General features: G+C 65.1%; 24 protein-coding genes. 12 read left to right on the top strand and 12 right to left on the bottom strand.

What is annotated here, in order from left to right; genetic code table 11:
• Window positions 1-3: 3 nt before the first annotated feature.
• Window positions 4-657 (bottom strand): glutathione S-transferase family protein, encoded by a 654-nt coding sequence (locus AWB81_RS16405; RefSeq protein ID WP_062637161.1) that lies wholly within the window; start codon window positions 655-657, stop codon window positions 4-6.
• Window positions 658-1,001: 344 nt separating this feature from the next.
• Here AWB81_RS16405 and AWB81_RS16400 point away from each other — a divergent pair, with 344 nt between their 5' ends.
• Window positions 1,002-2,504 (top strand): polyhydroxyalkanoate depolymerase, encoded by a 1,503-nt coding sequence (locus AWB81_RS16400; protein ID WP_087135019.1) that lies wholly within the window; start codon window positions 1,002-1,004, stop codon window positions 2,502-2,504.
• Between the two features lie 9 nt (window positions 2,505-2,513).
• Here AWB81_RS16400 and AWB81_RS16395 read toward each other — a convergent pair whose 3' ends face one another.
• The 7 genes from AWB81_RS16395 to AWB81_RS16360 form a co-directional block, all read right to left on the bottom strand.
• Entirely contained in the window at window positions 2,514-2,957 is a 444-nt protein-coding gene (locus AWB81_RS16395) for a cupin domain-containing protein (RefSeq protein WP_062637159.1), read from the bottom strand.
• 97 nt (window positions 2,958-3,054) lie between these two features.
• Complete coding sequence (locus tag AWB81_RS16390) at window positions 3,055-4,392, bottom strand: ATP-binding protein (RefSeq protein WP_062637209.1); 1,338 nt, start codon at window positions 4,390-4,392, stop codon at window positions 3,055-3,057.
• Window positions 4,386-5,099: a response regulator gene (locus tag AWB81_RS16385; RefSeq protein ID WP_062637157.1), complete on the bottom strand. Its 714-nt coding sequence runs from the start codon at window positions 5,097-5,099 to the stop codon at window positions 4,386-4,388. The genes AWB81_RS16390 and AWB81_RS16385 overlap by 7 nt, the downstream gene beginning before the upstream one ends.
• A gap of 699 nt (window positions 5,100-5,798) precedes the next feature.
• Window positions 5,799-8,945 (bottom strand): efflux RND transporter permease subunit, encoded by a 3,147-nt coding sequence (locus AWB81_RS16375; RefSeq protein WP_062637155.1) that lies wholly within the window; start codon window positions 8,943-8,945, stop codon window positions 5,799-5,801.
• Window positions 8,942-10,000, bottom strand: coding sequence for an efflux RND transporter periplasmic adaptor subunit (locus tag AWB81_RS16370; protein ID WP_235025814.1), 1,059 nt, complete (start codon window positions 9,998-10,000; stop codon window positions 8,942-8,944). The genes AWB81_RS16375 and AWB81_RS16370 overlap by 4 nt, the downstream gene beginning before the upstream one ends.
• A gap of 52 nt (window positions 10,001-10,052) precedes the next feature.
• Window positions 10,053-11,660 carry an efflux transporter outer membrane subunit gene (locus AWB81_RS16365; RefSeq protein ID WP_062637207.1) on the bottom strand — a complete coding sequence of 536 codons (1,608 nt, stop codon included), beginning with the start codon at window positions 11,658-11,660 and terminating at the stop codon, window positions 10,053-10,055.
• Between the two features lie 91 nt (window positions 11,661-11,751).
• Complete coding sequence (locus tag AWB81_RS16360; protein ID WP_062637151.1) at window positions 11,752-12,054, bottom strand: EF-hand domain-containing protein; 303 nt, start codon at window positions 12,052-12,054, stop codon at window positions 11,752-11,754.
• Window positions 12,055-12,447: 393 nt separating this feature from the next.
• On the opposite strand from AWB81_RS16360, the gene AWB81_RS16355 reads away from it, so the two are divergent.
• Window positions 12,448-12,762: a hypothetical protein gene (locus AWB81_RS16355; protein WP_062637149.1), complete on the top strand. Its 315-nt coding sequence runs from the start codon at window positions 12,448-12,450 to the stop codon at window positions 12,760-12,762.
• Window positions 12,763-12,801: 39 nt separating this feature from the next.
• Here the strand turns inward: AWB81_RS16355 and AWB81_RS16350 are convergent, their stop codons facing one another.
• Complete coding sequence (locus AWB81_RS16350) at window positions 12,802-13,479, bottom strand: DUF3313 family protein (protein WP_062637147.1); 678 nt, start codon at window positions 13,477-13,479, stop codon at window positions 12,802-12,804.
• Window positions 13,480-13,776: 297 nt separating this feature from the next.
• Here AWB81_RS16350 and AWB81_RS16345 point away from each other — a divergent pair, with 297 nt between their 5' ends.
• The 9 genes from AWB81_RS16345 (at window position 13,777) to AWB81_RS16305 (ending at window position 22,384) form a co-directional block, all read left to right on the top strand.
• Window positions 13,777-14,058 carry a DUF3303 domain-containing protein gene (locus AWB81_RS16345; RefSeq protein WP_062637145.1) on the top strand — a complete coding sequence of 94 codons (282 nt, stop codon included), beginning with the start codon at window positions 13,777-13,779 and terminating at the stop codon, window positions 14,056-14,058.
• A 275-nt stretch (window positions 14,059-14,333) separates the two neighbouring features.
• Window positions 14,334-15,155 (top strand): 3-oxoadipate:acetyl-CoA acetyltransferase, encoded by an 822-nt coding sequence (locus AWB81_RS16340; protein ID WP_062637143.1) that lies wholly within the window; start codon window positions 14,334-14,336, stop codon window positions 15,153-15,155.
• Between the two features lie 199 nt (window positions 15,156-15,354).
• Window positions 15,355-16,044: a FadR/GntR family transcriptional regulator gene (locus tag AWB81_RS16335; protein WP_062637141.1), complete on the top strand. Its 690-nt coding sequence runs from the start codon at window positions 15,355-15,357 to the stop codon at window positions 16,042-16,044.
• A 118-nt stretch (window positions 16,045-16,162) separates the two neighbouring features.
• Window positions 16,163-17,113, top strand: coding sequence for a dihydrodipicolinate synthase family protein (locus tag AWB81_RS16330; protein WP_062637139.1), 951 nt, complete (start codon window positions 16,163-16,165; stop codon window positions 17,111-17,113).
• Window positions 17,114-17,369: 256 nt separating this feature from the next.
• Window positions 17,370-18,509: an ABC transporter substrate-binding protein gene (locus AWB81_RS16325; RefSeq protein ID WP_374730495.1), complete on the top strand. Its 1,140-nt coding sequence runs from the start codon at window positions 17,370-17,372 to the stop codon at window positions 18,507-18,509.
• Window positions 18,510-18,580: 71 nt separating this feature from the next.
• On the top strand, window positions 18,581-19,660 hold the full coding sequence (locus AWB81_RS16320; protein WP_062637135.1) for an ABC transporter ATP-binding protein: 1,080 nt from the start codon (window positions 18,581-18,583) through the stop codon (window positions 19,658-19,660).
• Window positions 19,657-20,526, top strand: a complete 870-nt coding sequence (locus AWB81_RS16315; RefSeq protein WP_062637132.1) for an ABC transporter permease — start codon at window positions 19,657-19,659, stop codon at window positions 20,524-20,526. The genes AWB81_RS16320 and AWB81_RS16315 overlap by 4 nt, the downstream gene beginning before the upstream one ends.
• Window positions 20,526-21,443, top strand: coding sequence for an ABC transporter permease (locus AWB81_RS16310; protein WP_062637130.1), 918 nt, complete (start codon window positions 20,526-20,528; stop codon window positions 21,441-21,443). The genes AWB81_RS16315 and AWB81_RS16310 overlap by 1 nt, the downstream gene beginning before the upstream one ends.
• Window positions 21,440-22,384, top strand: a complete 945-nt coding sequence (locus AWB81_RS16305) for an aldose epimerase family protein (RefSeq protein WP_062637128.1) — start codon at window positions 21,440-21,442, stop codon at window positions 22,382-22,384. The genes AWB81_RS16310 and AWB81_RS16305 overlap by 4 nt, the downstream gene beginning before the upstream one ends.
• A gap of 75 nt (window positions 22,385-22,459) precedes the next feature.
• On the opposite strand, the gene AWB81_RS16300 is transcribed toward AWB81_RS16305, so the two are convergent.
• The gene (locus AWB81_RS16300) at window positions 22,460-22,927 is read right to left on the bottom strand and encodes a response regulator (RefSeq protein ID WP_062637126.1); all 468 of its coding nucleotides are present in this window, start codon (window positions 22,925-22,927) and stop codon (window positions 22,460-22,462) included.
• 178 nt (window positions 22,928-23,105) lie between these two features.
• Between AWB81_RS16300 and AWB81_RS16295 the strand changes: the two genes are divergently transcribed.
• The gene (locus AWB81_RS16295; protein ID WP_062637205.1) at window positions 23,106-23,795 is read left to right on the top strand and encodes a response regulator; all 690 of its coding nucleotides are present in this window, start codon (window positions 23,106-23,108) and stop codon (window positions 23,793-23,795) included.
• Between the two features lie 18 nt (window positions 23,796-23,813).
• Here AWB81_RS16295 and AWB81_RS16290 read toward each other — a convergent pair whose 3' ends face one another.
• The gene (locus AWB81_RS16290) at window positions 23,814-25,832 is read right to left on the bottom strand and encodes an ATP-binding response regulator (protein WP_062637125.1); all 2,019 of its coding nucleotides are present in this window, start codon (window positions 25,830-25,832) and stop codon (window positions 23,814-23,816) included.
• Window positions 25,833-26,054: 222 nt separating this feature from the next.
• The gene (locus tag AWB81_RS45720) at window positions 26,055-26,216 is read right to left on the bottom strand and encodes a hypothetical protein (RefSeq protein WP_159938904.1); all 162 of its coding nucleotides are present in this window, start codon (window positions 26,214-26,216) and stop codon (window positions 26,055-26,057) included.
• Between the last annotated feature and the right edge of the window lie 89 nt (window positions 26,217-26,305).

The following is a 26,305-nucleotide window of genomic DNA, read 5'->3' as shown; positions in this document are numbered from 1 at the left end:
CGTTCAGAACTCGACGTCGAGTTCGTCAATTTCCTCGGCTTCGTGCTGCGCGTCCGAGATCCACTGCTGCATCTCCGGCATCGCGAGAATGCGCTGCCCGTATTCGACGATCTCGGGATCGAGCTTCACGTCGTAGGTCACGAAGCGCGTCACGACCGGCGCGAACATCGCGTCCGCCGCGCTGCGCTCGCCGAACAGGAACGGGCCGCCGTACTGCGCGAGGCACTCGTGCCAGATGGTCGTCACGCGTTCGATGTCGGTCTGCGCGCGCGCCCAGACCTTGAAGCCCGGAAAGTGCGCCTTGAGGTTCATCGGCAGGGCGGAGCGCAGCGAGACAAAGCCCGAATGCATCTCGCCGCAGATCGCGCGGCAATGCGCGCGTTCGCGGCGGTCGGCGGGAAGGACCTTGGCGTCGGGGCAGACTTCGTTCAGGTATTCGGCGATCGCGAGCGTGTCCCACACCTTGATGCCGTTGTGGACGAGGCAGGGCACGAGAATCGAAGGCGAAAGCAGCAGCAGTTCGGCGCGCGCGGCGGGATCGTCGAGGGGCATGACGACTTCCTCGAACGGCAGGCCGCTGAAGCGCGCGAGCAGCCACCCGCGCAGCGACCACGACGAATAGTTCTTGCTGCTGATGGTCAGCGTCGCATTTGCCATACGAATCTCCAGCCGGTTAGGAATGCGCGACGTTTTCGGGCGGCGCCGGTGCCGTGTGTGCGCCTCGATGCACGCTGCTGTGCGGTGGCGCACCAAATGGCGGCAAAACGCGTGCGTGGGCGGGAATGGCGCAAGTGCCATGCCAAGCCGAACACGCTACTATGAGCCGGTGACGCGCCCGTGACGCACCCGATCACGCAAACTCGCAGGCGCGCCGCTCTTTGGCATATGTATTGCGTTCTTCAGGGCCTCCTTTGTCGGCCGGTGCTGGCGCTGTCGGTTCCATGCGCTTGCTCTGGTCTCATGCAAGCTGGTTGCTTGTTTCGCGCACCCGTGGGAGATCGATGAACCCATTCGCATATCCCGCCTTCCAGGTGCTGTCCGACCTGATGCTGCCGGTTCGTCACGGCGCCGCGCTGATGAATCACTCGCTCGCGGCGTGGAAGGAATTCGCCGAGACGCCGCAGGGCCGGTCGCTGCGTGCGACCTGCGACCTTCTCACGCTGTCGGGCCTCACGCACTCGCGCCCGCCCTTCGAGATCGATTCCGTCGACGTCGACGGCAAGCCGGTTCCCGTCATCGAGGAAGTCGCGGCATTGACGCCGTTCTGTTCGCTCGTCCATTTCACCAAGGACACTGCGAGGACCGGCTCGGACCACGCGCAGCCGCGCGTGCTCGTGATTGCGCCGATGTCGGGACACTTCGCGACGCTCTTGCGCGGCACCGTGCGCACGATGCTCGCCCATCACGATGTCTACATCACCGACTGGCACAATCCGCGCGATATCTCGCTGATGCACGGCCGCTTCGGTTTCGACGAGTACGTGCAGCACATCATCGACTTCATACAGGTCATCGGTCCGGGCGCGCATCTGCTCGCGGTCTGCCAGCCGACTGTCGCGGCACTCTCGGCGGTCGCCCTGATGGCAGCGGACAACGATCCCGCGCAGCCCGCGAGCATGACACTGATGGCGGGCCCGATCGACACGCGCATCAACCCGACGCGCGTGAACGAGCTTGCGAAGAGCAAGCCACTCGAATGGTTCGAGAAGCATCTGATCAGCGCGGTGCCGTTCGGCTTCGCAGGCGCGTACCGCCGCGTGTATCCGGGCTTCATGCAGCTAAACGCATTCATGGCGATGAATCTCTCGCGCCACATGGATTCGTTCGCCGACATGCACTACCAGCGCGCGAAGGGTGACCAGCATCTCGCGGATTCGATCCGCGTCTTCTACGAAGAATACTTCGCGACGATGGATCTGACTGCGGATTTTTATCTGGAGACTGTCGATACGGTGTTTCAGCGGCATTCGCTGCCGCTGCACGAACTCGAAGTGCGCGGACGCAAGGTGGAACCGTCGGCGATCCGGCGCACGGCACTGCTCACGATCGAAGGCGAACGCGACGACATCTGCGCAGTCGGGCAGACGCTCGCCGCGCAGGATCTGTGCGACAAGCTGCGGCCGTACCTGAAGGCGCATCACGTGCAGACGGGCGTCGGTCACTATGGCGTCTTCAACGGCAGGCGCTGGGAGCGGCAGATCTATCCGCGCGTGCGCGCGCTCATCCACGACAACGAGGCGAGCCCGATCAACGTCAACGCGCGCTCGCAGCCGATCGTGCCGTTGCAGTCGATACCGCCCATCACGAGCGCGGCGGCCGCGAGCGTGCTGAACGAACCGGGCAAGACCGGCAAGGCGGGCGCGCCGCCGAAACGTTCGCGGCGCCGCGAGGCGATTGCGCCGGAGCACATGATCGACCCGCAAGCACTCGCCGACGACGTGCCGGGCACGCAGGCCGTCGAAACCGATGGCGAGGGCGACCGTTCGACTTCGCCATCGGCGTGAGCGGAATGCTCAGGCGGTCTCCTTCACCCACGGCGTGACGGCGGGCACGTCGCAGGGCGGCGTGGCATCGAGCGTCCTGAAGTCGGCAGGACCTACGATCTCCAGATACTCCATGTCTTCGGAGTAGTCGAAAAGATAGTGGACGATGCCCGGCGCCTGATGCACGCAGTCGCCGGTGGCGACGAGCGTTTCCTTGTCGCCATACATGAAGCGCGCCCAGCCCTTCAGCATGATCACGATGTGGAACTCGGCCTCGTGGCGGTGCCAGCCGGTGCCTTGCTCTGGTGCGGCATGCGCCTTCACGAGTTGCGCGAGCACCTTGCCGCCCGTCGCGTGCGCGATGCCGAGATCGCGGTAAAGGAAGAAGTCGCGCAATCCTTCGCCTGCGTAGGCAGTGTCTTGCGGACGAACATGCGAAAACTTCGTGGGGAAGTCGAACGATTCGGCAGACATGGGCGCGCTCCTGTCAAAAGGATGGCTAATGGAAACTGCTTGTGGGGGTCGTGTTTAAGCATCAAGCGTTCCATTCACCTTCGACGAGCGCGGGCAACTAGCCGAGGCTCATCGTCACCACCGCTTCCATGCCGCCGCCTTCGCGCGGACGAAGCACGAGCGTCCCGCCATGCAGCTTCGCGATGCGCTCCACGATGGCGAGTCCGAGGCCCGTGCCCGAAGGATGCCCGGCGCCGCCGCGTCCGCGCCTGAACGGCTCCTTCAGCTTCTCCATCTCGTCCTCGGCGATGCCCTTGCCTCGGTCGCCGATCGCGATGCACGCGAGATGCGCATCCGCGTCGATCCAGGTGCGCACCGACAGGCCCGTCACGCCATACAGCACCGCGTTCTGCATCAGGTTCATGAGCAGTCGCATCGTGCTCACCGGGCGGAACGGGAAGGGCGGCAGCTCGCCGAGCGTCAGTTCGAACTCGTGGCCGAGGCCCGCGAAGTCGCCGGCGAGGCTCGCGACGAGCGCGTTCAGGTCGCCTGCGACGGGCACCTCTTTTGCGCCGCTGCCCGCGTAGTCCATGAACTGCTGGAGAATGCCGTCGATCTGGTCGAGATAGTTTTCCGACGACGCGACGAACGCCTGATCGCCGCCCGCGGGAATCGCCATCGCCATCGCGAGGCGCAGTTTCGTGAGCGGCGTGCGGATGTCGTGCGAGATGCCCGCGAGCATCAGGGCGCGGGTCGCCTCGGCTTCGCGCAGCGCGTCGGTCATCTGGTTGAACGCAACGCTCACCTGCGCGATCTCGGTCGGGCCGTCGACGGGCAGCGGTTCGGGCTGGCCGCCCGCGCTCAGATGACGCGCCGCGCGCGCGAGGTCGTCGAGCGGACGGTTCAGGTGGCGCTGGATCACATAGGCGGTCAGCGTCGCGAGCGCGGCGAGGACGAGCGAGAGCAGGATCGTCGAAGCGAAGCCTTCGCCGTGCGCCGCTTCGGGGATCGCAAGCGCGATCCAGTAGGGTTCGCCGCCGACATGCACGCGGAACCACAGCCGTTCGTCGCGGCCGGGCCGGTCGTCATTGAACTGCCAGCGCACCGGCACGTCGGCCGGGAGATGGCGGCGCAGCATCGCGAGGAACGTGCTGCGCTGATACGAGCGGTAGAGGGTCGTCAGCGAGCGCGGCGGTTCCAGCACGGCATCGGCGGGCAACTCGCGCTGGCCGTGCAGCCGCTCGACGAACGCCGCGCGTGCGTCGGGCGGCGCCGCCGCGATGAGGCCGCCGAGCGTTTCGATGTAGTTCGCGAAGGTCGCAGCGGCGCGCTCGATGCGCGGCGTCTGCACGTAGTGCATCAGCACCGTGAGCGAGCAGACCTGGCTCAGCGCGACGAGCGCCACCAGCAGCGCGATGTTGCGCGCGAAAATAGAACGCAACAGGCGCGTCACGATTCGATATCCGCGAGCAGCATGTAGCCGACGCCCCACACCGTCTTGATGAAGCGCGGCTTCGACGGGTCTGCTTCGACGATCTGCCGCAGGCGCAGCACCTGCACGTCGATACTGCGGTTGAGCGCGTCGTGCTCGCGCCCGCGCGTGCGCGCGATCAGGTTGTCGCGGCTGATCGCGCGGTTCGGCGATGAGCCGAGTGCGGCGAGCAACTGCATCTGCGCGGAATGGATCTCGAACGGTTCGTCGTTGCGGTAGAGGCGCTGCCGGGCGAGATCGAGCCGGAACTCGCCGAAGCGGATCGACTGCGTGGTGAGCGTGGGGTCGCCGGCCGCCATCTTCTGGCGCCTGAGGAGCGCCCGCACGCGCGCGACCAGTTCGCCCGGCAGGAAGGGCTTCGCGAGGTAATCGTCGGCGCCGGTTTCGAGGCCGATCATGCGGTCGACGGGGTCGCCCTTCGCGGTCAGCATCAGGATCGGCAGGGTGTGGCCTTCAGCGCGCAGACGGCGGCAGACGGAGAGGCCGTCTTCGGGCTCCATCATCAGGTCGAGCACGAGCAGGTCGTAGGGCTCGCGCTGCAAATAGCGGTCGAGCCGCTGGCTGTCGGCGACCGCACGCACCTCAAAGCCCTGCGAGCCGAGAAAGCGCTGCAGCATGTTGCGCAGTTCGGCTTCATCGTCGAGGACGATGATTTTTGGTTTGGTTTCCATTGAGGGCTCCTGGGGTGTTCGTCGTTTGATGTTGCTTTTTCGCTTCTGTGGAACTTGTTTTCTTAGTGGTCTATTAGCTCTGCCCCTGTCCGGGGCGGGACTTACTTTCTTTGCTGCTGCAAAGAAAGTAAGCAAAGAAAGCAGCTAGGGGCCGAACGGTATTAGGACGTGACCACACTAGCATTACCGAGTGGCGCAGCGCCTAAGTGTCGCCCTCAATCATCCGCCCGGCTTGGCGCGCGCACGCACTGACACCCCTCGCACTCCAACAGAGTGGTATGCACTGCGTTCCGGTCCCTCCGCGCTTCGCTCGGACGAGGGGCACAACCGAAAACAAGCGGACTACCACCTCGACCGCGAACCTCAACCGCGCGACGATGCACCTCTCGTCCAGCGAAGCGAAAACGGATGAATGACTGCTGTGCCAACTCGTTCACTGCGCGACGACCCAGTGCGTGCCGCGCACCAAGCCCCTCGGTCTTTTGAGGGCGACACTTAGGGGCTGGGCCACTCAGTAGTGCAACTGTGGCGACGTCCTTACACCGCTGACTGAAAAAGCTGCTTTCTTTGGTTACTTTCTTTGCAGCAGCAAAGAAAGTGACTGCCGCCCCGCACAGGGGCAGAGCCAATAGACCACTAACAAAGCAAGTTCCACGGAAGAAGCGCAAAACCGTCCACTGGTGTAACCGAGCTCGTGCATCAGACACCATCGCGTTTCGCATCACGTGCTGCCCGCCGCGCCGCATGCCGCTCCGCGATCCGCTGCAGCAGCACATAGAACGAAGGAATGAACAATACCGCTATGCAGGTCGACGCGAGCATTCCCGAGAACACCGCAATCCCGAGCGAGCGTCGCGCGCTCGCGCTCGCGCCAGTCGCGAGCACAAGCGGCACAACGCCGAGGATGAACGCGAACGACGTCATCATGATCGGCCGGAAACGCAGTCGCGCGGCTTCCACGGCGGCATCGACGATATCGCGCCCCTGCATGCGCAGATGCCGCGCGAACTCGACGATCAGAATCGCATTCTTCGCCGACAGCGCGATCAGCAGCACGAGCCCGATCTGCGTGTAGAGATTGTTCGCGGCGCCGAGCGCGGCGAGCGTGCCCGCCGTGCCGATCAGCGCGAGCGGCACCGCGAGCACGACCGCAAGCGGCAGCAGCCAGCTCTCGTATTGCGCGGCGAGCACGAAGTAGACGAGCAGGATGCCCACCGCGAACACCCAGTACGCCGAGTTGCCGACGAGCTTCTCCTGATACGACATCGCCGTCCATTCATAACCGATGCCCGCCGGCAGCACGCGCGCCGCTTCCTCTTCCAGCGCGGCGATGGCGTCGCCGGAACTGTAACCGTCGGCGGGACTGCCATTGATTGCGGCCGACGGCGCGAGGTTGTAGAGCGAAGCGACCGCCGGGCCTTCGCTCGTGCGCACGTCGGTGAAGGCGCCCAGTTCGACCATGCTGCCCGTGTTGCTGCGGATCTGGATGCGGCGGATGTCGTCAATTTCGCGCCGATACGCGCCGTCCGCCTGCACGAACACCGGAAAGGTGTGATTGAACTTCGTGAACTGGTTGACGTAGCTCGAACCCACGTAATCCTGAAGGAGGTCCAGCACGTTGCCGACCGGCACCTGCATCGATTCGGCCTTCGCGCGGTCGATCACGACGTCGACTGCCGGCGTGGACGCGCGAAACGGAGTGAATACGCGCTGCAGTTCGGGACGCGATGCCGCGTTCGCGATCAGCGCATCGGTTGCCTGCTGGAGGCGCCGGTAGTTCTGGCTGCCGTCCGTGAGCAGCACCTGCATCTGCACGCCGCCGCTGTTGCCCAGGCCCTGGATTGGCGGCGGCACGATCACGAGCGTGCGTACGTCGCTGAATGCCGCGAGTTCGCGGTTCATCCGTGCGTAAAGCGAACGCAGGTCCTGGCCCTTGCCGCGCTTCGACCAGTCGTCGAGCGTCACGTAGATGAGCGCCGCGTTCGGCAGCGACGCGTTGTTGTCGAGCGGCGAAATCCCGCCGATCGCGACCACGTGACTCACGCCCGGAATCGCCGCGATGCGCCGTTCGATGGCCGCGCTCGCCTCGCGCGTGCGGTTGAGCGAGGCGGCATCCGCGAGTTGCGCAGCGACGATCATGTAGCCCTGATCTTCGAGCGGAATGAAACTCGTCGGCGCGCGCGTGAGCAACACCGCCGACGCGCCGCCGAGCACGAGCGCGATAACGAGCGCGACGACACTGCGCGCGACGAACCAGCCGACCACGCCGAGATAGACGCGCTCGACGCGCCGGTAGGCGGCATCGAAGCCACGGAACACGATGTTGGGCTTCTCCGGACGGCTGTGTCGAAGCCACTTCACGCTCTGCACTGGTTTCAGCGTGACCGCGTTGATCGCGCTGATGAGCGTCGTCGTCACGACGACGAGCGCGAACTGCCGGTACATCTGCCCGGTCACGCCGCCGAGAAACGCCGATGGCAGGAACACGGACACCAGCACCAGCGTGATGCCGACGATCGGGCCGAGCAGTTCGTGCATCGCGTCGATGGCGGCCTGTTTCGGCGTCTTGCCGCGCTCGATATGTTCGGTGATGCCCTCGACCACGACGATCGCATCATCCACCACGATGCCGATCGCAAGCACGATGGCGAAGAGCGTGAGCAGGTTGATCGAGAAGCCGAGCAGGTAGATCGCGCCGAACGTCCCGATGATCGTGACGGGAATGGTCGTCGCGGGTACGAGCATCGCGCGCCAGTTCTGCAGGAAGAGCACGATCACAGCGAGCACGAGCAGCGCGGCCTCGAAGAGCGTCATGTAGACGTCGTCCACCGACTGGCGCACGAACACGGTCGTATCGAACGGCAACTGGTAGCTGATGCCCTTCGGCATCGCGGTGGCGAGTTGCGCCATCTTCGCGCGCACCGCGTTGCCGACGTCGAGCGCGTTCGCTTCCGGCAACTGATAGATCGCGATGCCCGCGGCCGGCCGGCCGTCGAGATTGAAGAACTGCCCGTAGCTCGACGAGCCGAGTTCCGTGTGGCCGACATCGCGCACACGCACGAAGCGGCCGCCGTCGTCGGGTGCGGCCTTGATGATGATGTCGTCGAATTCGTTCGGGTCGGCAAGCGCGCCGCGCACGCTCACCGTCAGCTGGAACGCCGCGCCGCCCGCGTTCGGCTCCGAGCCGAGTTGCCCCGCGCTCACCTGCTTGTTCTGGCTCTGGATTGCCGTCATCACGTCGGCAGCGCTGAGGTTTCGCTGCGCGAGCCGGCGCGGGTCGAGCCAGATGCGCATGCTGTACTGGCCGGTGCCGAACACCGTCACGTCGCCGACGCCCGGAATGCGCGCGAGCGTGTCGCGCAGATAGATCGTCGCGTAGTTGCCGAGAAAGAGCGAGTCGTACTTCGGGTCCGGCGATTCCAGCGTGTAGAGCTGCAGGATCGCCGTCGAGCGCTTCCTCACCGTCACGCCCTGTTGCTGCACCGCCTGCGGCAGGAGCGCGGTCGCCGCCTGCACGCGGTTCTGCACGAGCACCTGTGCCTTGTCGACGTCCGTGCCGACCGCGAACGTCACGGTGAGCGTATAGGTGCCGTCGTTGGTGCTCGTCGACTGCATGTAGATAGCCTGCTCGACGCCGTTCACCTGCGTCTCGATCGGCAGCGCGACGCGGTCGATCACGGTCGCCGCGCTCGCGCCCGGAAAGCGCGCGACGACCTGCACGGTCGGCGGCGTGATCGGCGGATACTGGGCGACCGGCAGGTTCAGCAGCGCGACGGCGCCGAGCAGCATGACGATCAGCGCGATGACGTTCGCGAAGACGGGCCGCTCCACGAAGAAGTGGATCATGAGCGCCCCTGCTGCTGAGTGCTCGCGATGCGCACATGGCTGCCCGGCGTCACCGAGATCGCGCCGCCCGTGACGACGCGGTCGCCCGGTGTCATGCCGGCCGTCACGGCGCGCTGCGTGCCGTAGAGGCCGGCTGTCGCGATCATGCGCTTTTCGACGACGCTCGCCGGATTCACGACCAGCACCGACGCGCCGGCCTGATCGCGCGAGATGGCGGTCTCGGGTACCAGCAACACGGTTTGCGGCTCGCTCGCCGGAATGTGCACCTCGACCGACATGCCCGGCACGAACTGCGTCTCGTGATTCGGTACGGTCGCGCGCATCCTGAGCGCACCGCTGCCCTGGTCGACGCGCGTATCGACGAAATCGAGCGGCACGGTTTCGCCCGATTTGCCGCCCGGCAGCGTCACGAGCACACGGCGCGCCGGGTCCTGCTTGAAGAGGCCGAGGCGGCGCGCGTCGCGCTCATTGAGCGTGAAGTCGACGTAGGCGGGCTGGATGCGGTCGAGCGTCGCGAGCTTCGCCGTATCCGACGCGCCCACGAGATTGCCGACGTCCACCGTCCGCGCGCCGATGCGCCCCGCGAACGGCGCGCGGATTTCCGTGTAGTTGAGATTGATGCGCGACATGTCGCGTTTGGCGACCGCCTGATCGCGGGTCGTCTGCGCCTTTTGCAGGTTCGATTGCGAGGTCGCGTTCTCGGCGGCCATTTCCTTCTGGCGCGCGAGTTCCTGATTGGCATTGTCGAGGCTCGCCTGGTCGTAGGTGAGTTGCGCGCGGTACGTGTCCGGCTCGATGCGGAACAGCAACTGGCCTTTCCTGACGTTCGAGCCGTCCGTGAAGCCGATCGCCTTCAGTTCGCCCTGCACGCGCGCCACCAGCGTGACCGTCGCCGATGGCGAGACCGTGCCCGTCACGTCGATCTGTTCGCGAACCTGCTGCGCAACCGGATACGTGACCGTGACGGCGGGCGAGGGCGCGCCTTCGGCCGAGGCGGACGGCGCGCGGTCGCGGCACGCGGTGGCGGTCACGACAAGCGCAAGCGCCCCCGACAAGCAAAGTCTCCGGCGCAAGGCGTTTCGCGTTCTGTCCGGGCGCATCGGGCGCTCATTTTTTCGGTTCAAGCGGCTCTCCGGCTTGGCGTGCCACGGGCGACGGATCAGGCGAGGAGATCACCGTCGGCACGGGCAGATCGATGAGTGTTCCCCAGTTCGTGCGTTCCTTCATCTGCGAGACGACGGGCTCGCTCACGACCGGCCGTCCTGCGGCGACCTGCCAGCCGCCGCCGAGCGAGCGATACAGCGAGACCGCCGCGAGCGACACGAGCCCCTGATTCTGCGCAAGGGCGTCGCGGTCGTGGAGCATCGAGCGCGACGCCGAGAGCACCGAATCGAAGCCGGTCGAGCCCGCCTTGTACTGCACGGTCGCGAGCTTCAGCGCGCGTTGCGACGAATCGGCGGCGCGCTCGGTCGCTTCGAGCGCCGTGCGTGACGTGCGCAGTGAGGCGATAGCGTCCTCCACTTCGCGTTGCGCTTCAAACACGGTGTTCTGATAGTCGAAGATCGCTTCCTGGAACGCCGCGTCCTGCATGCGCACTGCATTCTGCAACTGCGCGCGGTCGAAGATCGGCAGCGTCACGCCCGCCGAAAACAGCGTGAAGGTCTTGCTGCCCCAGTCGAGCGGCCCGAGCGAATGTTGCTCGCCGGAAGACATGCCGAAGATCCCGGTCAGCGAAAGCGACGGATAGAGCTTCGCCTTCTGCACGCCGATCAGCGCCGATTGCGCTGCCGCGTTGAGCGCCGCCTGCCGCACGTCGGGCCGCCGCCGCAGCAGGTCGCGCGGGATGCCGACGTCGATGTGCGCGGGCGCGGCCGGAATCGCGGAGGCACCGGCGAGGAGCGCTTCGATCGAATCGGGTGTGTCGGCGAGGAGCACGGCGAGCGTATCGCGGTCCTGCGCTCGCGCCTTTTCGAGCGGCGGAATCTGCGCCTCGGTTTCGGCGACGAGCGTCGCGGACTGCTCGACATCGAGCATGCTCGCCGCGCCCGTCCGGTACTGCGTGCGCGTGATGGCGTGCGTCTGCTGGACGGACTGGAGATTCTGCTTCGCGACATCGAGGCGCCGTTCCTGCGCGCGCAGGTCGATGTACGCGTTCGCGACATCGCCGAACAGCGAAACGAGTGCGTTGTCGTAAGCCGCTTCCGATACCGAGAGCTTCGCGCGGTCGGATTCGATCTGGCGCCGGTACTTGCCCCAGAAGTCGAGCTCCCAGCTCGCGCTCGCGCGGAAGTGCTCGGTCCACAGGTGCTCCGGCGGAAAGGGTCCGATGCCGCTGTTGTCGAGCCGCGCCGCGCCCGCCGAGAGGCTGCCCTGCTGCACGAACAGATCGCGCGTACTAATCGCGAGTTGCGCGCGCGCCTCGAAGATATGAAGTCCGGCGATCTGCAGCGACAGGTTGCGCTCGTAGGCGAGCCGTTCGAATTCGGTGAGGACCGGATCGTCGAAGGCGCTCCACCATTCGGCAGCATTCGACGGCGAGGCCTGCGCCGTTTGCGGCAGGCTTTCGAGCCACTGGTTTTCCAGTTTCGCGTCCGGCTGTTTGAAATCGGGGCCGACCGTCACGCAGCCCGCGAAGAGCGCGGAGATCGCGCCGGTCGTCACGATTGCAGCGATTGTCAGGCCGGCCCGCAGCCGGCGATACGCCGTAGTCTCCATCGCGCCTTTCTCGCCCAAGTGTCCGGTGCCCCGGGTCGCGCCGAGCGACGTCCGCACGACAGCCGAACATCGCCTGCGATGCCGCTTTTCGTCAGTGCGACGCCGCGCGTTGCTGCATGAATTGCTCGATCTGCGGGAGGGTGACGTAGCCCTTCTTCTGTGTGTCGATTTCGTCGAAATGCTGCGCGACGCGCGGCATGCCCGACGCGGCCTGCTCGCGGGTCAGCTTGCCGTCGTGCGTGGTGTTGGCAGTGGAGAAGCGTATCTGCAATTGCTGCATCGCGCGCTCGACATGCGGCGACGCGCCCATCGGCTGAGTCGCGGTCTGCGCGAGCGCGCCGGTCGAATAGGCTAGGGCGCTACACGCGGCAAGGAGGGCCAGCATCTTTTTCATCGGGGTTCTCCGGTCGGACATTGATTTTTTCAGCGGGTCGCTGAGCCGGATGCCGCTGTTTCTTCCTGGCGAGTCATCCGTTGACAGACGCATTCTAGGGACGCCACCCGCGCCAAGGCAATTTCAGACTCGCTACAAATCGTGTCGCGGCGTGTCATGGAATCGAAGGCGCTCCACGCCGCATTTAAGCGACTACATCATCCCTCGCCGTAAAGCCCGCGACATCGAATGAAATATCTTTTGGCTCCTCTTTCGAAGGCGCTTTGCCTATCGTTTGCAACGTCGGCGCCACGAGCGCCTCAACGGTTCGCAAAGCGAGCCACCGGCGGCATGCCTTCACACACGAAGGTTCGACGTACCGATCGCCGCCGAATCGATGCACGAGGACTTCAAGTGAACTTTCGTATGATCAGTGTCTCCGCCGCCGCCGCTCTCGGTCTTGTCTGCTCCGAGGGCGCATCTGCGTCGACTATCGTGCGCGTCACCTACATGGCGCCCGCCATCGTCTACGCGCCGCCGCCCCGTCCTGTCTACTACTACGTTCCCGCCGCGCCGACCTACGTCGTGCCGGTGGCGGCGCCCATCGTTCCGCTGCCGCCGCCGCGCCCGACGACCGTCGTCGTTCAGCCCGCGTATGCGGTCGCGCCGATGCGTGTCGGGACCTATACGCAGCCGGTGATGGTCGTGCCCGTCGCCGGCATGCACTGATGTTCGTCTCGCCGAGTACGCCTGCAGCGCGCAGCAGCGTTAGCGGTGCTCCCGGATCGCGAGGAACGCGGACTGCAGCCGCGACGCCTTTCCGCCCAGCACCGCGGGCACTTCGTCGAGCCGCACCGGTTCCGGTGCGGCATCGCCGGGCGGCGGCGGATTGTCGATCGCGAAGAGCAGCGTCTCGCCGTCGGGGCCGAGGCCTTCGGCCTGCACGGTCATCGTCGCGAGCGAAACCTTGCTGATGCCCGCGACGCGCTTCACCCCGTTGATCACCATGCCGACCGGCGTGACGTCGCGCGGATGAAACGAGCGCTTCGTCAGCCGCACGTCGGTGAGGGCGACCTGCACGATCATCGAATCGGGCTGCGGTGTATCGACCAGGACGGCGTTCTTCAGCACGTCCGCGCGCAGAATGTCGGTGAACGCCGCGGTGAGCGCGGCCATCTGGGTCGGCTCGATGCCCTTGTACGGCGAATCGGGCGCGAGAAAGATTTCGATCGGCGCGAGATAGATGCTGTGCAGCGCGGCACGTCGCGTGTCGTAGTCGGGTGCGATGTAGCCGGTCGTGCCCGGCAATTGCGGAACCGGTGCGAGCTGCACGTCCGGCGCAATCAGGCCGTCGGCCCGCGCCGCGCCGCACGCAAGCGTCAGCGCGATCATGAGCGGGGCAGCGCAGCGAAACACGAACGCGGGCAAAGGCAATGGCTCTTTCATGACGTCTCCTGATGGTGGGCCTCGTTGTGGTCGGCATTTCTTGCGTGCGGCGCTTGCTGAAGTGTTCTAGACCATCAGCCTTACAGCGCGCCAGCCGAACCGTAGCAGCCCCATTATTCAGACGTGACACCGCGCGTTTGCAAAGCGTTCGCTCATCGGCTGCGCATCCGCTGATCTGGCTCCTATACTGAATCAGCGACTCGCGGTGCGTGCCCCGCGTGCCGTCGATGGGTCGCCGACCCGGCGTGCCGCGACTCGGCAGCCGGCTCCGCGTTGTCCTTCCCGGAGACAAGGACCATGTTATTCATCGCCAGATGGACCGCCCTGCCCGAAGTAGAGAAGGTAGCGAGCGAACGGTTTGTGAAGACGGGCGGCGCGCCGCCGGACGGCATCAGGATGCTCGGACGGTGGCACTATGTCGGCGCCGTGGCAGGGGTCGCGGTGTGCGAGTGTTCGGACATCGAACCGCTCGCGGCGTGGGTGCACGAGTGGGCAGACCTTCTGAGCTTCGAAATCACCCCCGCGCTGACGGACGAACAGCTCGGCAAGCTCCTTTCGACCGCGCTCGCGCAGGGCTAGCGTGGATAACGGGCCTCTTTTTTGCGGGCATGCATACCGGGCGATTGCGCGGCCGAGGGCGAGCCGGCAGCGCGCGTTTTTGCCGATGGCTTCGGTTTGGCCCGCGCCCGCAAGGTCGGCAATTTGTTCCGCCATTGGTCGGTCGCCGGCGTTAGGGTTTGTCGGGCTTGTCGCGATGGCGCCATTGCTGCAGAATTTGGGACGTACTAGTTAGTTAAAATTATCGGCAGGACGGCCCCGATCGCCGGAGCCCGAGCCGCAAAGGAGCGAAGAGCATGACTCAACCCTGCATTATCTCGGTCGCCATCACCGGTTCGGTTCCCAAGAAGAAGGACAATCCCGCGGTGCCGGTCACGATCCCCGAGCAGATCGAAAGCACGCACGAAGCGTATGAAGCAGGCGCGACGCTGGTCCACCTGCACGTGCGCGACGAAGACGAAAAGTCGAGTTCGGACCGTCATCGTTTTGCCGAGCTTCAGGAAGGCATTCGCAAGCACTGCCCCGACATCATCATCCAGTTTTCGACGGGCGGTCGCGGACGGTCGTTCGAACAACGCGGCGCGATGCTGGATCTCAAGCCGGACATGGCGTCGCTCGCGACGGGCTCGGTCAACTTCCCGACGACCGTCTACGAAAATCCGCCCGACTTCGTGCGCACACTCGCCCAGATGATGCTCGATCACAACGTGAAGCCCGAAATCGAAATCTTCGATCTGGCGATGCTTTTCAGCACGGTCGATCTCGTCAATCAGGGCTTGTTGAAGTCGCCGGTTCACGTGCAGTTCGTGATGGGCGTGAAGAACGCGCTGCCTGCGCGCCGCGAGATCCTGGAATTCGAAGTCGAGCAGCTGAGAAAGAACCTTCCCGATGCGACGTGGACCGCGGCTGGCATCGGCCGTCACCAGCTCGAAGTGAATCACTGGACGCTCGAAATGGGCGGCCACTGCCGCACCGGTCTCGAAGACAACGTCCGCTGGGACAAGGACACGCTCGCGAAGAGCAACGCGCAACTGGTCGAACGTGTCGCGAAACTGTGCGCGGAATACGGACGTCCGGTGGCGACGGCCGCCGAGGCGCGCAAGCTGCTTTCGATGTAACGCTCGCGGCTTCCTGCCGAAGCGCGCCGGGGTGCGAATCCCGGCGCGTTTTTTTGTGCCTCGCGGCTGCACCCGGCGCATGGTCGACGAATCCGGGCGCGCTCTGCGGATAAACCCGCAGAGCGCGCCTGCGGTACAACAACCTGAAAAATTAGCCTTACAATCGGGGCTTTACGCAGACATCCCGTGAAGCCTCTACATGAACGAGCGCAAAACATCGGGTCTGGCCGACCGGATCTACAGCGACATCCTCAACAGCATCATCGAAGGCGAGTTCAAGGAAGGTGACCGGCTCCTGACCGAGCACGCGCTCGCCGAGCGCTTTTCGACCTCGCGCCCGACCGTGCGCGAGGCGCTAGCGCGCCTGCGGGCCGACGGCATCATCGTGACGCGGCGCGGCTCGGGAACGACCGTCGGCCGCCGCCCCGACCCGGACGTGCGCCGTTTCGCGCCGCTCGAAACGTTGTCCGACATCCGCCGCTGCTACGAATTTCGCGTCGTCACCGAGGCGGGCGCCGCCGCGCTCGCCGCCCGCCAGGCCGACGAGAGCGACATCGCCGCGATCCAGTCGGCGTGGGACGAACTGGAACGCGTGATCGAAACGCAGGGTATCGGCGCGAAGGATGACTTCGCGTTCCACCTCGCGATTGCGCGCGCCTCGCACAACCAGTTCTTCATCACGGTGATGTCGTTCATCGAGGAGCAGGTCGTGTTCAGCATGAATCTGTCGCGCAATCTGTCGCTCGTGAAGACGCTGGAACGCCAGCGCCTCGTGCAGGCCGAGCATCTCGAAGTGCTCGAAGCGATCCGCGCGCACGACGCCGACCGCGCCGGCCGCGCGATGGCCGCACATCTCCAGAACGCGCTCGACCGGATGTTCGGCTCCTGAGATCCGGCACGCGCCGAGGGAAAACCACGGCATCAAGTTGTTTGACAAATTTATGGCGTGAATGCTAGTTTGGCGCCAGTCTCAGAACGCCCATAAAAAAGAAAGCGCGCGAGGTGCCATGAACGTTTTCCCGATAGTCGAAGCGGAGTTCGCAAGCGTGATGGCCGTGCCGCCGCTCGCGCGCCGCGCCGACCATTCGCTCGACGAAGAACAGAACCGCAGGCTTGTCGCCCATATCGAGGCGGGCGGCGTGCGCACGCTGCTCTATGGCGGCAACGCGAACTTCTATCACGTGGCGGTCAGCGAGTATCGCGATCTGCTCGACATGCTCGCGGGCATCGCCGCTCCGCACACGCGCGTGATTCCCGCGATCGGGCCGGACTTCGGCAAGATGCTCGACCAGGCGCGCATCCTCGCGCAGACAAGCTACCGCACCGCGATGGTTCTGCCGCTCGCCGGCTTCACGACGCCGCACGGCGTGGCAGCGGGTCTCACTCGCGTGGCCGATGCGGCAGGCATCCCGCTCACGCTGTATCTGAAGAACGAAGATTACGTGGACGTCGAGACGCTCGCGCGTCTCGTCGACGACGGCACGCTCATCGCCGTGAAGTACGCGATCCCACGCGCCGATCCGGCCGACGATCCCTATCTGCGACGCCTGCTCGGATACGTGAAGCCGTCGCGGGTGGTATCGGGCATGGGCGAGCGCCCGGCGCTCGTGCATACGCGCGACTTCGGCCTCGCGGCCTGGACGACCGGTTCGGGCTGCATCGCGCCGCACGCGGTCATGGCGCTCTTCGGCGCCGCGAAGTCGGGCCGCGACGAGCGCGACGGCGCGGCGCAGGCGCTCTACGACGCCTTCCTTCCGCTAGAAACCCTGCGCGACGAGATCTCGCTGATCCGCGTGCTCCATGACGCGGTCACGCTGTCGGGCATCGCCGACATGGGGCCGATCCTGCCCCTGTTGAGCGCGACGCCCGCCGGGGAACTCCCTTTTGTCAGGAAAGCGACGCTCGATCTGCTCGCATTCGATCGCACGATTGCCGGAACAAGCGGCGAAAGAAGTTAAACAAGTTGGACGGGAGCCGCTTCGGGTATATCCCGAGACGCCGCCGCAAACGCTCGCCGGCAAAGAGAAAAGGCCCCGCAAAGCCTTGTTTGGCGGCACATTTGACAAGGCGTATTTGCTTGACATCAGCTTGTGCGGTTAGCTATTTTCTGAGCTTTCAGAAGTACAAGAATGCCGGCGTAAAAAATCGACCGGTCGCCTATCAAACGAAGAGTGAGGAGACACCATGAAGTTGCGTTCCACGTTGTCAGTCAGGATGGCGGCGCTGTGCGTCGCGATGAGCGCGGTCATGGCGACGGCCGCGCGTGCCGCGGACCCCGTGTCGATCAATGTCGTCGATGTCGCGGGCAACCTGCAACTGACGCAGAAGGCCTTCGAGGCGTTCAAGGCGAAGAACCCGAATCTCGTTGCCAACATCACGTTCACGAACGCGCCCGCGCCGCAACTGCCCGGCAAGATCAAGGCGATGCAGGCCGCGGGCCGCTCCGACATCGATCTCGTGCTGACGGGCACGGATGCGCTCGCCGCCGGCATTCAGCAGGGGCTTTGGGAAAAGCTTCTGCCCGACCAGTCCGCCGCCTTCCCCGGCGTGCTGGACAAGTACGCGCCTGGTCCGCGCAAGATGCAGGACGTGGCTCAAGGCTACGGGCTGGAAGTGACGTACATGCCGGCCGGGCCGCTGCTCGAATACAACCCGGCGAAGGTCACGGACGTGCCGAAGACGCCTGACCAGTTGCTCGCGTGGTGCAAGGCGCATCCGAACAAGCTGATCTACGCGCGTCCGGCGAATTCCGGCCCGGGGCGCACGTTCCTGATGGGCCTGCCGTACGTGCTCGGCGACAAGGACCCGACCGATCCGGTCAACGGCTGGGACAAGACCTGGGCGTTCCTCAAGCAACTGAACGACTGCATTCCGTACTACCCGGGCGGCACGTCGGCGGTGATGAAGGAACTGGGCGAAGGCACGCGCGACATGACGGTCACGGTGACGGGCTGGGACATCAACCCGCGCGCGCTCGGCATCGTGCCGGCGGAGTTCAAGGTGCAGGCCTTCGACAACATGACCTGGGTGAACGACGCCCACTACATGGTGATCCCGAAGGGCGTGCCGAAGGAAAAGCTGGACGTGCTCTACAAGCTGATGAACTTCATGCTCGAGCCCGCCCAGCAGGCGATGACCTATGACGACGGCTATTTCTATCCAGGCCCGGCGGTGAAGAACGTGCCGATCGAATCGGCGCCGGCGAAGAGCCAGGAAGTGATCCAGAAGTTCGGTCGTCCCGAGTACGCGAAGCTGCTCGCGGATCGTCCGCACGTCGTGCCGCTCAACGCCGCCGCGATGGTCGCCGCGTTCCAGAAGTGGGACCGCGAGATCGGCGCACAGAAGACCAAATAAGGGCGTTGGTGCATCACATCGCGCGGCGGCTGTCGTACTAACGGCAGCCGCCGCGTCATCGGGAAAATGTCATGAAGCACTCTTTCGAACAGTTGCGCCTCGACTCGGTGTCGCGCAGCTTCACCAACGCCGAAGGCCACCAGCTCGCGGCGTTGCGCGGACTCGACCTCGACATCCGCCGCGGCGAGTTCATCGCGCTGCTCGGGCCGTCGGGCTGCGGCAAGTCGACCGCGCTCAACTGCATCGCCGGATTGCAGCCGCTCACGGGCGGCGGCATCTGGCTCGACAGCGAGCGCATCGACGTGCTGCCGCCCGAAAAGCGCGGCTTCGGCATGGTGTTCCAGAATTACGCGCTGTTTCCGCACATGTCGGTGCTGGAGAATGTCGGCTTCGGGCTGAAGATGCGCGGCGTGCCGAAAGCCGACGCATTGAAGCGCGCCAAAGCCGCGTTGCAGCTCGTGCAACTGATCGGGCACGACGCCAAACTGCCCGGCCAGCTCTCGGGCGGACAGCAGCAGCGCGTCGCGATTGCGCGCGCGATCGTGATCGAGCCGCCGCTCGTGCTGATGGACGAACCGCTCTCGAATCTCGACACCAAGCTGCGCATCGAGATGCGCGCGGAAATCCGCCGCATCCACGGCAAGCTGGAGCGCGCGACGATCTACGTGACGCACGATCAGGACGAGGCGCTGTCGATGGCCGACCGCATCGTCGTGATGAAGGAAGGCGTCGTGCAGCAGGTCGCGCCGCCCAAAGAGGTCTATTCGCGGCCGAAGAACCTGCATGTCGCGCGCTTCATGGGCTTTCGCAATGTCGCGAGCTTTACGCTCGAAGGCACGCAAGGAGAGGCCGTCGCGGTGACAGCCAACGGCGTGCGCCTCCTCGGCACGCCGATGGAAGGCTTCAACAGCAAGAGCGTGAGCGTCGCGCTGCGTCCCGAGGACATGGAACGCGCCGTGCCCGGCACCGAGAACGCTTTCGACGCACAAGTCGAAACCGTCGAATACGGCGGCCGCGATTCGCTGATCCGCGTGACGAGCGCGTTCGGCAAGCTGTGGGCGCGTCTTGCAGGCGAATTCACCGAAGGCGAGAACGTCACCTTGCGCGTGGCGCCGTCGCGCACGCTCGTGTACGACGGAGAAGCGCAATGAGCACCGTCGCGCTGCCTGTCCGGCGCGATCCGAAGGGCTGGCTCGTCACGCCGGCGCTCTTCTTCATCGTCGCGCTCTTCATCTATCCGTTCGCCTACGGGCTCGTGCTGTCGTTCACGCCGATGAACGGCGGCGGCGTGCTCGCCAACTACATCACGTTCTTCACCGACACCGCGATGTGGCCGACGATCCTCGTCACGCTCAAGCTCGCCGTGCCCGCGACGTTGATCAACGTGGGCGTGTCGGTGCCGGTGGCGTTCGCGCTGCGGCGCAGTTCGCCTTACCAGAAGTTCGTGACGACGCTGCTCGTGATCCCGGTGACCCTCGGCACGGTGCTGATCGCCGATGGCATGCTCACTTACTTCGGCCCGAATGGCTGGTTCCCGCAGGCGCTGCAGGGGCTCCATCTCTACACCGACGAAGTGCGCCTCACGCACAACTACTGGGGCGTGCTGATCTCGCTGATCGTGTCGGGCTTTCCGTTCGCGTTCCTGCTCACGCTCTCGTACGTCACCGGCATCGACCCGACGCTCGCGCGCGCAGCCGCCACGCTCGGCGCGAATCCGTGGCAACAGTTTCGCCAGATCTACCTGCCGCTGCTCATGCCCGGACTCACGATGACCGCGTGCCTGTCGTTCGTGCAGGCGTTCTCGGTGTTTCCGTCGGCGGTGCTGCTCGGCGCGCCGGCAGGACCGACGCGCGTCATTTCGATCGCCGCCGCCGAGGCCGCGTTCGAAAGCTACGACTATTCGCTCGCCTCGACTATCGCGATCATCATGGGCTTCGTGCAACTGCTGGTCGTCGGCGGGATGCTCGGCGCGCGGCGCTTCTTCTATACCGGTCCGGTGACGGGAGGCAAGGGTTAATGGCAACCGATCATCACGCGGCGCCCGCGTTGCAGGGCGCGCCCGACACGGCGCTCGACAACGGCGCCAAACCCGGCCGGAAGCAGCACGCGAGCGTGGCTGACCGGCTGTGGAAGGCGTTCGTCTGGTTCACGATGGGCTTCTTCCTGCTCAACGTGCTTCTGCTGATCGCGACCGTCGCGGTCAATTCGATCGCCACACGCTGGTTCGGCACGCCGCTGCCGCAGGGCTTCACACTGCACTGGTACGCGCAGGCATGGACCGACTTCCAGCTGACGAGCGTCCTCTGGGTGACGATTCAGGTGGTCGGCGCGGTGGTGATTCTTTCGATCGTGCTCGGCGTGCCAGCCGCCTACGCGCTTGCGCGCGTGCAGTTTCCCGGCAAGCGCCTCGCGATGCTGATCTTCCTGCTGCCGCTGATGGTCCCACCCGTCACCTACGGCATTCCGATGGCGACCGTCATGTACAAGGTCGGGCTCGCGGGCACGCTTTCCGGCGTGATCCTCGCGAACCTCGTGCCCGCGCTGCCGTTCGTGATTCTCGTGATGACGCCGTTCATCGAGCAGATCGATCCGAACCTGGAGTCGGCGGCGCGGATCTTCGGCGCGAACACGGCGCGCTATTTCCGCTACGTGCTGCTGCCGCTTCTCGTGCCCGGCATGCTCGCGGCGGGATTGCTCGTCCTGGTGCGCACCATCGGCATGTTCGAGCTGACGTTCTTCACCGCGGGGCCGTCGACGCAGACGCTCGTCGTCGCGTTGTACTACGCCGTGTTCTCGACGGGTGTGCGGGCGCCGCAGTCGATCGATGCCATGGCGATGATCTACATGGCGATCACGCTCGTGTGGGTGTTGATCGCGCTGCAGTTCGTGAGCCCGACGCAGCTGGTCTCGCGCGTGAAGGAGCAAAAGCAGTGACGGGAATCGAACGCCGGGTGGTCGAATTGAGTGCCGCTTCGCGCGTGACGATCGCGCACGGAGCGCATGCGATGGAAATCGCGCCGGCGGCGGGCGGCCGCATCACGCGCTTCTCGACGACGACGGACGATGGGCGCGTCCATGACTGGCTCGTGCCGATCGTCGCTGAACGCTGGCCGGGCGACGCCTGGCCGAAAGGCGGCTGCTATCCGCTCGTGCCGTTTTCGAATCGCGTGCGCGACGCGCGCTTCACTGCGCCGGACGGCACGCTCGTCGCGCTCTCGACATTCCCCGGCGCGGCTCATGCGCTGCATGGCTTCGGCCAGTACGCTGCGTGGACGATCGAGCAGCATCGCGCGGACGAAATCGTGCTGCACTACACGCACCGCGCGGGCGACGATGGCTGGCCGTGGGCGTTCGAAGTCACCCAGACCTTCGCGCTGCACGATTCGGGCGCGCGGCTCACGATGCGCGTCGTCAACCGCTCCGCGCAGCCGATGCCGCTGGGCTTCGGTTTTCATCCTTATTTTGGCGCGCAGTCAGCGGATCTCGACACGCAGGTGCTGTGGCGCCACGAAGAAGAAATCGCGATCGAGCCGACGTCTGGCGTGCCGGCGCGGCACCACGAGCGCGAAGAAGCGGGCTATACGCGCTATCTCGGCGGCTGGGACGGACACGCGATGCTGCATTATTCAGGCGGACCGACGCTGGCTCTGAGCGCGTCGGACGCGCTGTCGCACGCCGTCGTGCATTGCCCGGCGGGTGCGGGCTATCTGTGCGTGGAGCCGGTTTCGCACGTGAGCGACGGTTTCAACCTGCATGCGAAGGGACTGCCCGGCACGGGCGTCGAGTTCATCGAGCCAGGTAGTGAAAAACAGGCGTGGCTCGCGCTGGAAACCGGCGTCCGCCCGGACGCGCACGTCGACGGCGCCGCCGCGTAGCCGCTTCGACCGTGTCGGCGCGCGCCGCGCGCGCCGGCATGACACCCCGCACGACGAGGCAATTGTCCTTGTTCATCACACACCTCCTTGTCGGGTGGCCGGCGCCGAAAAGAACGCCTCGACGAGATCGACGATCCGCCATGTCGAGCACGGCCTTCTGCAATGCGCATCGAAGCCGGCATCCTTGAGCGTCTCGACGGGATCCGCGGGCCAGACGCCGCTCATCGCGACGAGCAACCGCCCGGTGATGTCCGCGTCCATGCGCAGCGTGCGGATGAAGACATAGCCCGACTCGCTGTCGAGGCTCGTATCGAGGACCAGCGCCTGGGGCTTCCAGTTCTGGACGAGCGAGCGCACCGACTTCAGGTCCTGGGAATGGATGACCTCCAGGCCCTTCAACCGCAGCATCACGGCGAGCGACTCGCCGATCGACTTGTCCTTGTGCGCGATCAGGACGCGCCGTGACGCGTCCTGGGTTCGCGCCCGCTTGATGCTCCACAACGCAAAATGCTTCTCCTGCTCGGCAGGTGATCGGCTGGCCATGTGCGTCTCCGTGATGCAGTGGATCGGATGAGCCATTCTCGGCCGGCCGTGCTTCGCGCAAAACCCGCATCCATAAGGGGCACGGCGATCGTTAAGGAGGGTGTCGACATCCCCGCGAATGGAGGGTGGCGAGGGTTTGATACGGGCGTACTATCGGCTCATGTTCTCGGGGACTGCAATGGAAAACGGATATTTCAAAACAGTATTGCTGGTAGAGGACGAAGGGCTCACGCGCAGCGCAATGAAGACGCTGATTCTCGCGAATGAGCCCCTGCTCGAAATCGACGAAGCGGACGGCTTCGAGCAGGCGAAGGAAAAGCTATCCGCGGGTTCGTACGATCTGATGTTCCTCGACTACAACCTTCGGGGCAACGCGACCGGCATGGACCTGCTCAACTGGATACGCGAGGAAGAGCGCGAGGTACAGACCATCATGCTTTCGGCACAGGACGACCGCGACACCGTGCTCGAATGCATCAAGAACGGCGCCTGCGGGTTCATCTCGAAGGGCAGCGAGCAGGGCGCGGAGGTTTTTCGTGAAGCGCTCCGTACGATCCTGTCGGGCCGCGTCTATCTGCCGAACACGGTGCTCGGCAAAGGTGGCCACAGCCCGAAGCCGGTCGCGACGCATTCGAGCCCGACCGTCGAGTCGCTCGAACTGCCGCCGCGCCTGACCGAAACCCTGCGCTACCTGCTGCAGGGCCTCTCGAACAAGGCGATCGCGCGCAAGATGAACATCAGCGAGAACACGGCGAAGGAGTATTCGAGCGACCTGCTCGCGCGCTTTCACGTGTCGCGCCGAACGTTCCTGATCGTCGAAATGGCCCGGCGCGGCATCGAAATGCCGGTGAGCCATCCGACGGCATAGCGATTCTTCGGACCGCGCTCAGGCGGCTTCGACGAAATCCGGGCAGCGGCCCGAGATCAGCGACAGAATCTCCTGCCGCAGATCGGCGGGGCTGACCGGCTTGCTCAGCACGTCGTGCGTGCAGGCGAGCGGCACGATGGTCGCCTGCGGTTCGCCCGTCACGACGAGCGTCGGACATGGCCTGCCGAGTTTCGACGTGCAGAGCATCGCCACCTCGCGCGCGGTCTTGAAGTCGCGCAGGCGGTAGTCGGTGATGAGGAGATCCGGGAATCGCTCCAGCGAGTCCAGGATCTCCTCGTACTCCTCGAAAGTCGCCGCCGAATCGAACAGCACGCCCCACTGCGTCAAGAGCGCTTCCGTCGACGCCCGCACGAGGCCGTCGTCCTCCACCAGCAGCACATACAGCCCGTCGAGTTGCCTGACTTCGTCGGCATCACCTTTCGCCGGCACGCGCGGCGCGGGCTTCTCGGGACTGGCGCCACAGAGCGGCATCTCCAAAGAGAAGCGCGAGCCGAGCCCCTCGGCCGATTTCAGTTCAATCCGGTGCTCGTCCAGCATCGAAATCACCGCGTTGACGATCGAGAGGCCGAGTCCCAGGCCCTTGTCGCGGTCCTGCTCCGGATTGCCGACCTGGAAGAACGGCTGGAAGATCGATTCCCAGTGCGCCGCCGAAATGCCGATCCCGTTGTCGACCACGTCGACGCGCGCGCGCGTCGGCGAGCGGACGACGCCCACGATCACCGTCGGCGTTGCGTCGTCGGTGGTCTTCGCGTACTTGATCGCGTTCGAGATGAGATTCGCGACCGCGCGACCGAGCCAGTGCGCGTCGCTGCGCACGCAGACGAGGTTTTCCCGCGGCAGGCGCAACCTCAGGTCGACACCGCGGCTTTGTGCGAACGGACGAAGCTGCGCGACGGCTTCCTCGATGATGAGCCGCAGGTCGAAGACGTGATAACGCGGCACGACGCGCCCCGATTCCAGCCGCGACAAATCGAGCACCGCGTTCAGGAGCCGCGCGAGGATCACGGACGAGCGCCCGCATTCGTCGATCAGCCGGCCGGCTTCGCGGAATTCGCCGCGCCGGATCGCTTCGGATGCCGCCTGCAGGAACAGGTTGAGCGCGTGCATCGGCTGGCGCAGGTCGTGGGTCGCGGCCGCGAGGAAGTTCGATTTGTCCCGGCTCGCCGTCTGGGCGGCGAGCATCTGCTGCTCCTTCAGCGCGAGCAGGGCGTTCGTCTTGACGTCCTGATCCTTCTTCGATACCTCCAGTTCGTCGTTCTTGCGCGCCAGTTCGACGTTGGCGTCGCTGAGTTCGCTATTGACCGACGCAAGCTCGCGCTCGGCCGCGTAGCGCTCGCGGGAGACCCGCTCAGCGTGCACGCAGACGCCGTGGCCGACGATCGCCATGTTCACCAGATAGAACATCCCCGCGCCGAAATCGGCCGGCAGCAGCACGTTGAACGCCGCCTGGATGAAGACGACCCCGCCGAGCGTCAGAATCGCGACGGTCAGCGCGTTGCGCGACTTCAGGTAAAAGAACGAAAACTGGAAGAAGAGCGCGAGATAGAGGCCGGGGAAGTGCTGCGAATAGTTGAAGGGCGCGGGCGTGACGACAATCATCACCAGCATCAGGAAAATAAGTCCATAAATACCGGTGAAGATGACGCGCGCGGACATCACGTGCGAACGGAACGACGGCCGCAGCACGAGCACGCCGACGCAGCACAGGAGCACGATGCCGAGCATCCGCAGCACGAGCAGGTCGGTGAACACGACGCTCAGGATCTTGCTCTGGCGCGCGACGGTCAGGTCCCAGGTGAGAAACGACGTCCACAGGACGAGCGCGAGCAGCGCCGAGGCCCGCCGGAATGCGCAGAACCGCTGGCTGTGCTCTTCGAGGAACTGCGCTTCGAGGGCCGGGTCGGCGAACGGCTTGGGTATCGAAAGATTCTTGACGAGGCTCACGCCCGCTTCTCGCGCAGCGGCGGAGTACGACCAGGACCTCTGGATGCCGGCGAACCGGTTCGGGACATGCATGTCGCGCTCGCTTAGACAGGAGGGAGGTTAACTACTTTAGGCGACATCTCACCCGCGGCAAGCGCGTTTTTCGGACGAAATCAAGAAAACTCGGGGGTTACCCGAGTTCGACTGCGGAGGTTGGTGGCGGGCGATGAGCGGGCCCAGCCGGAAGGAAGTCGAAAGAGAGCGCTGCGATCGGTCGGGCGAGACCCTCGGCACAGGGACGAGGGCTTGGGCCGGTCATACCTTTGTCTTGGCCTTGGTGGTGCGCTTGGCGACCTGCATTTCCTTGGCGCCCTGGGCTTTGCTTGCCGTCTGCTTCGTGCCGGACGCGCTTTTCTTGCGGCTCGACATTTCGGTTTCGGCGGGATGGCTTGCCGGAGCTTTTCTCGGGGATGGCATGTTGACCTCCTTCGCGTGTCGGAATGACACGGTTTAAACATAGGCGCCGCATTGCCGGGAATCAAGAAAGTGCGTCGTGTCGTGATGTA

The sequence above is a fragment of the Caballeronia arationis genome (assembly GCF_001544975.2).
GTDB classification, from domain to species: Bacteria; Pseudomonadota; Gammaproteobacteria; order Burkholderiales; family Burkholderiaceae; genus Caballeronia; species Caballeronia arationis.
This window is presented reverse-complemented; position numbering and strand designations above follow the sequence as displayed.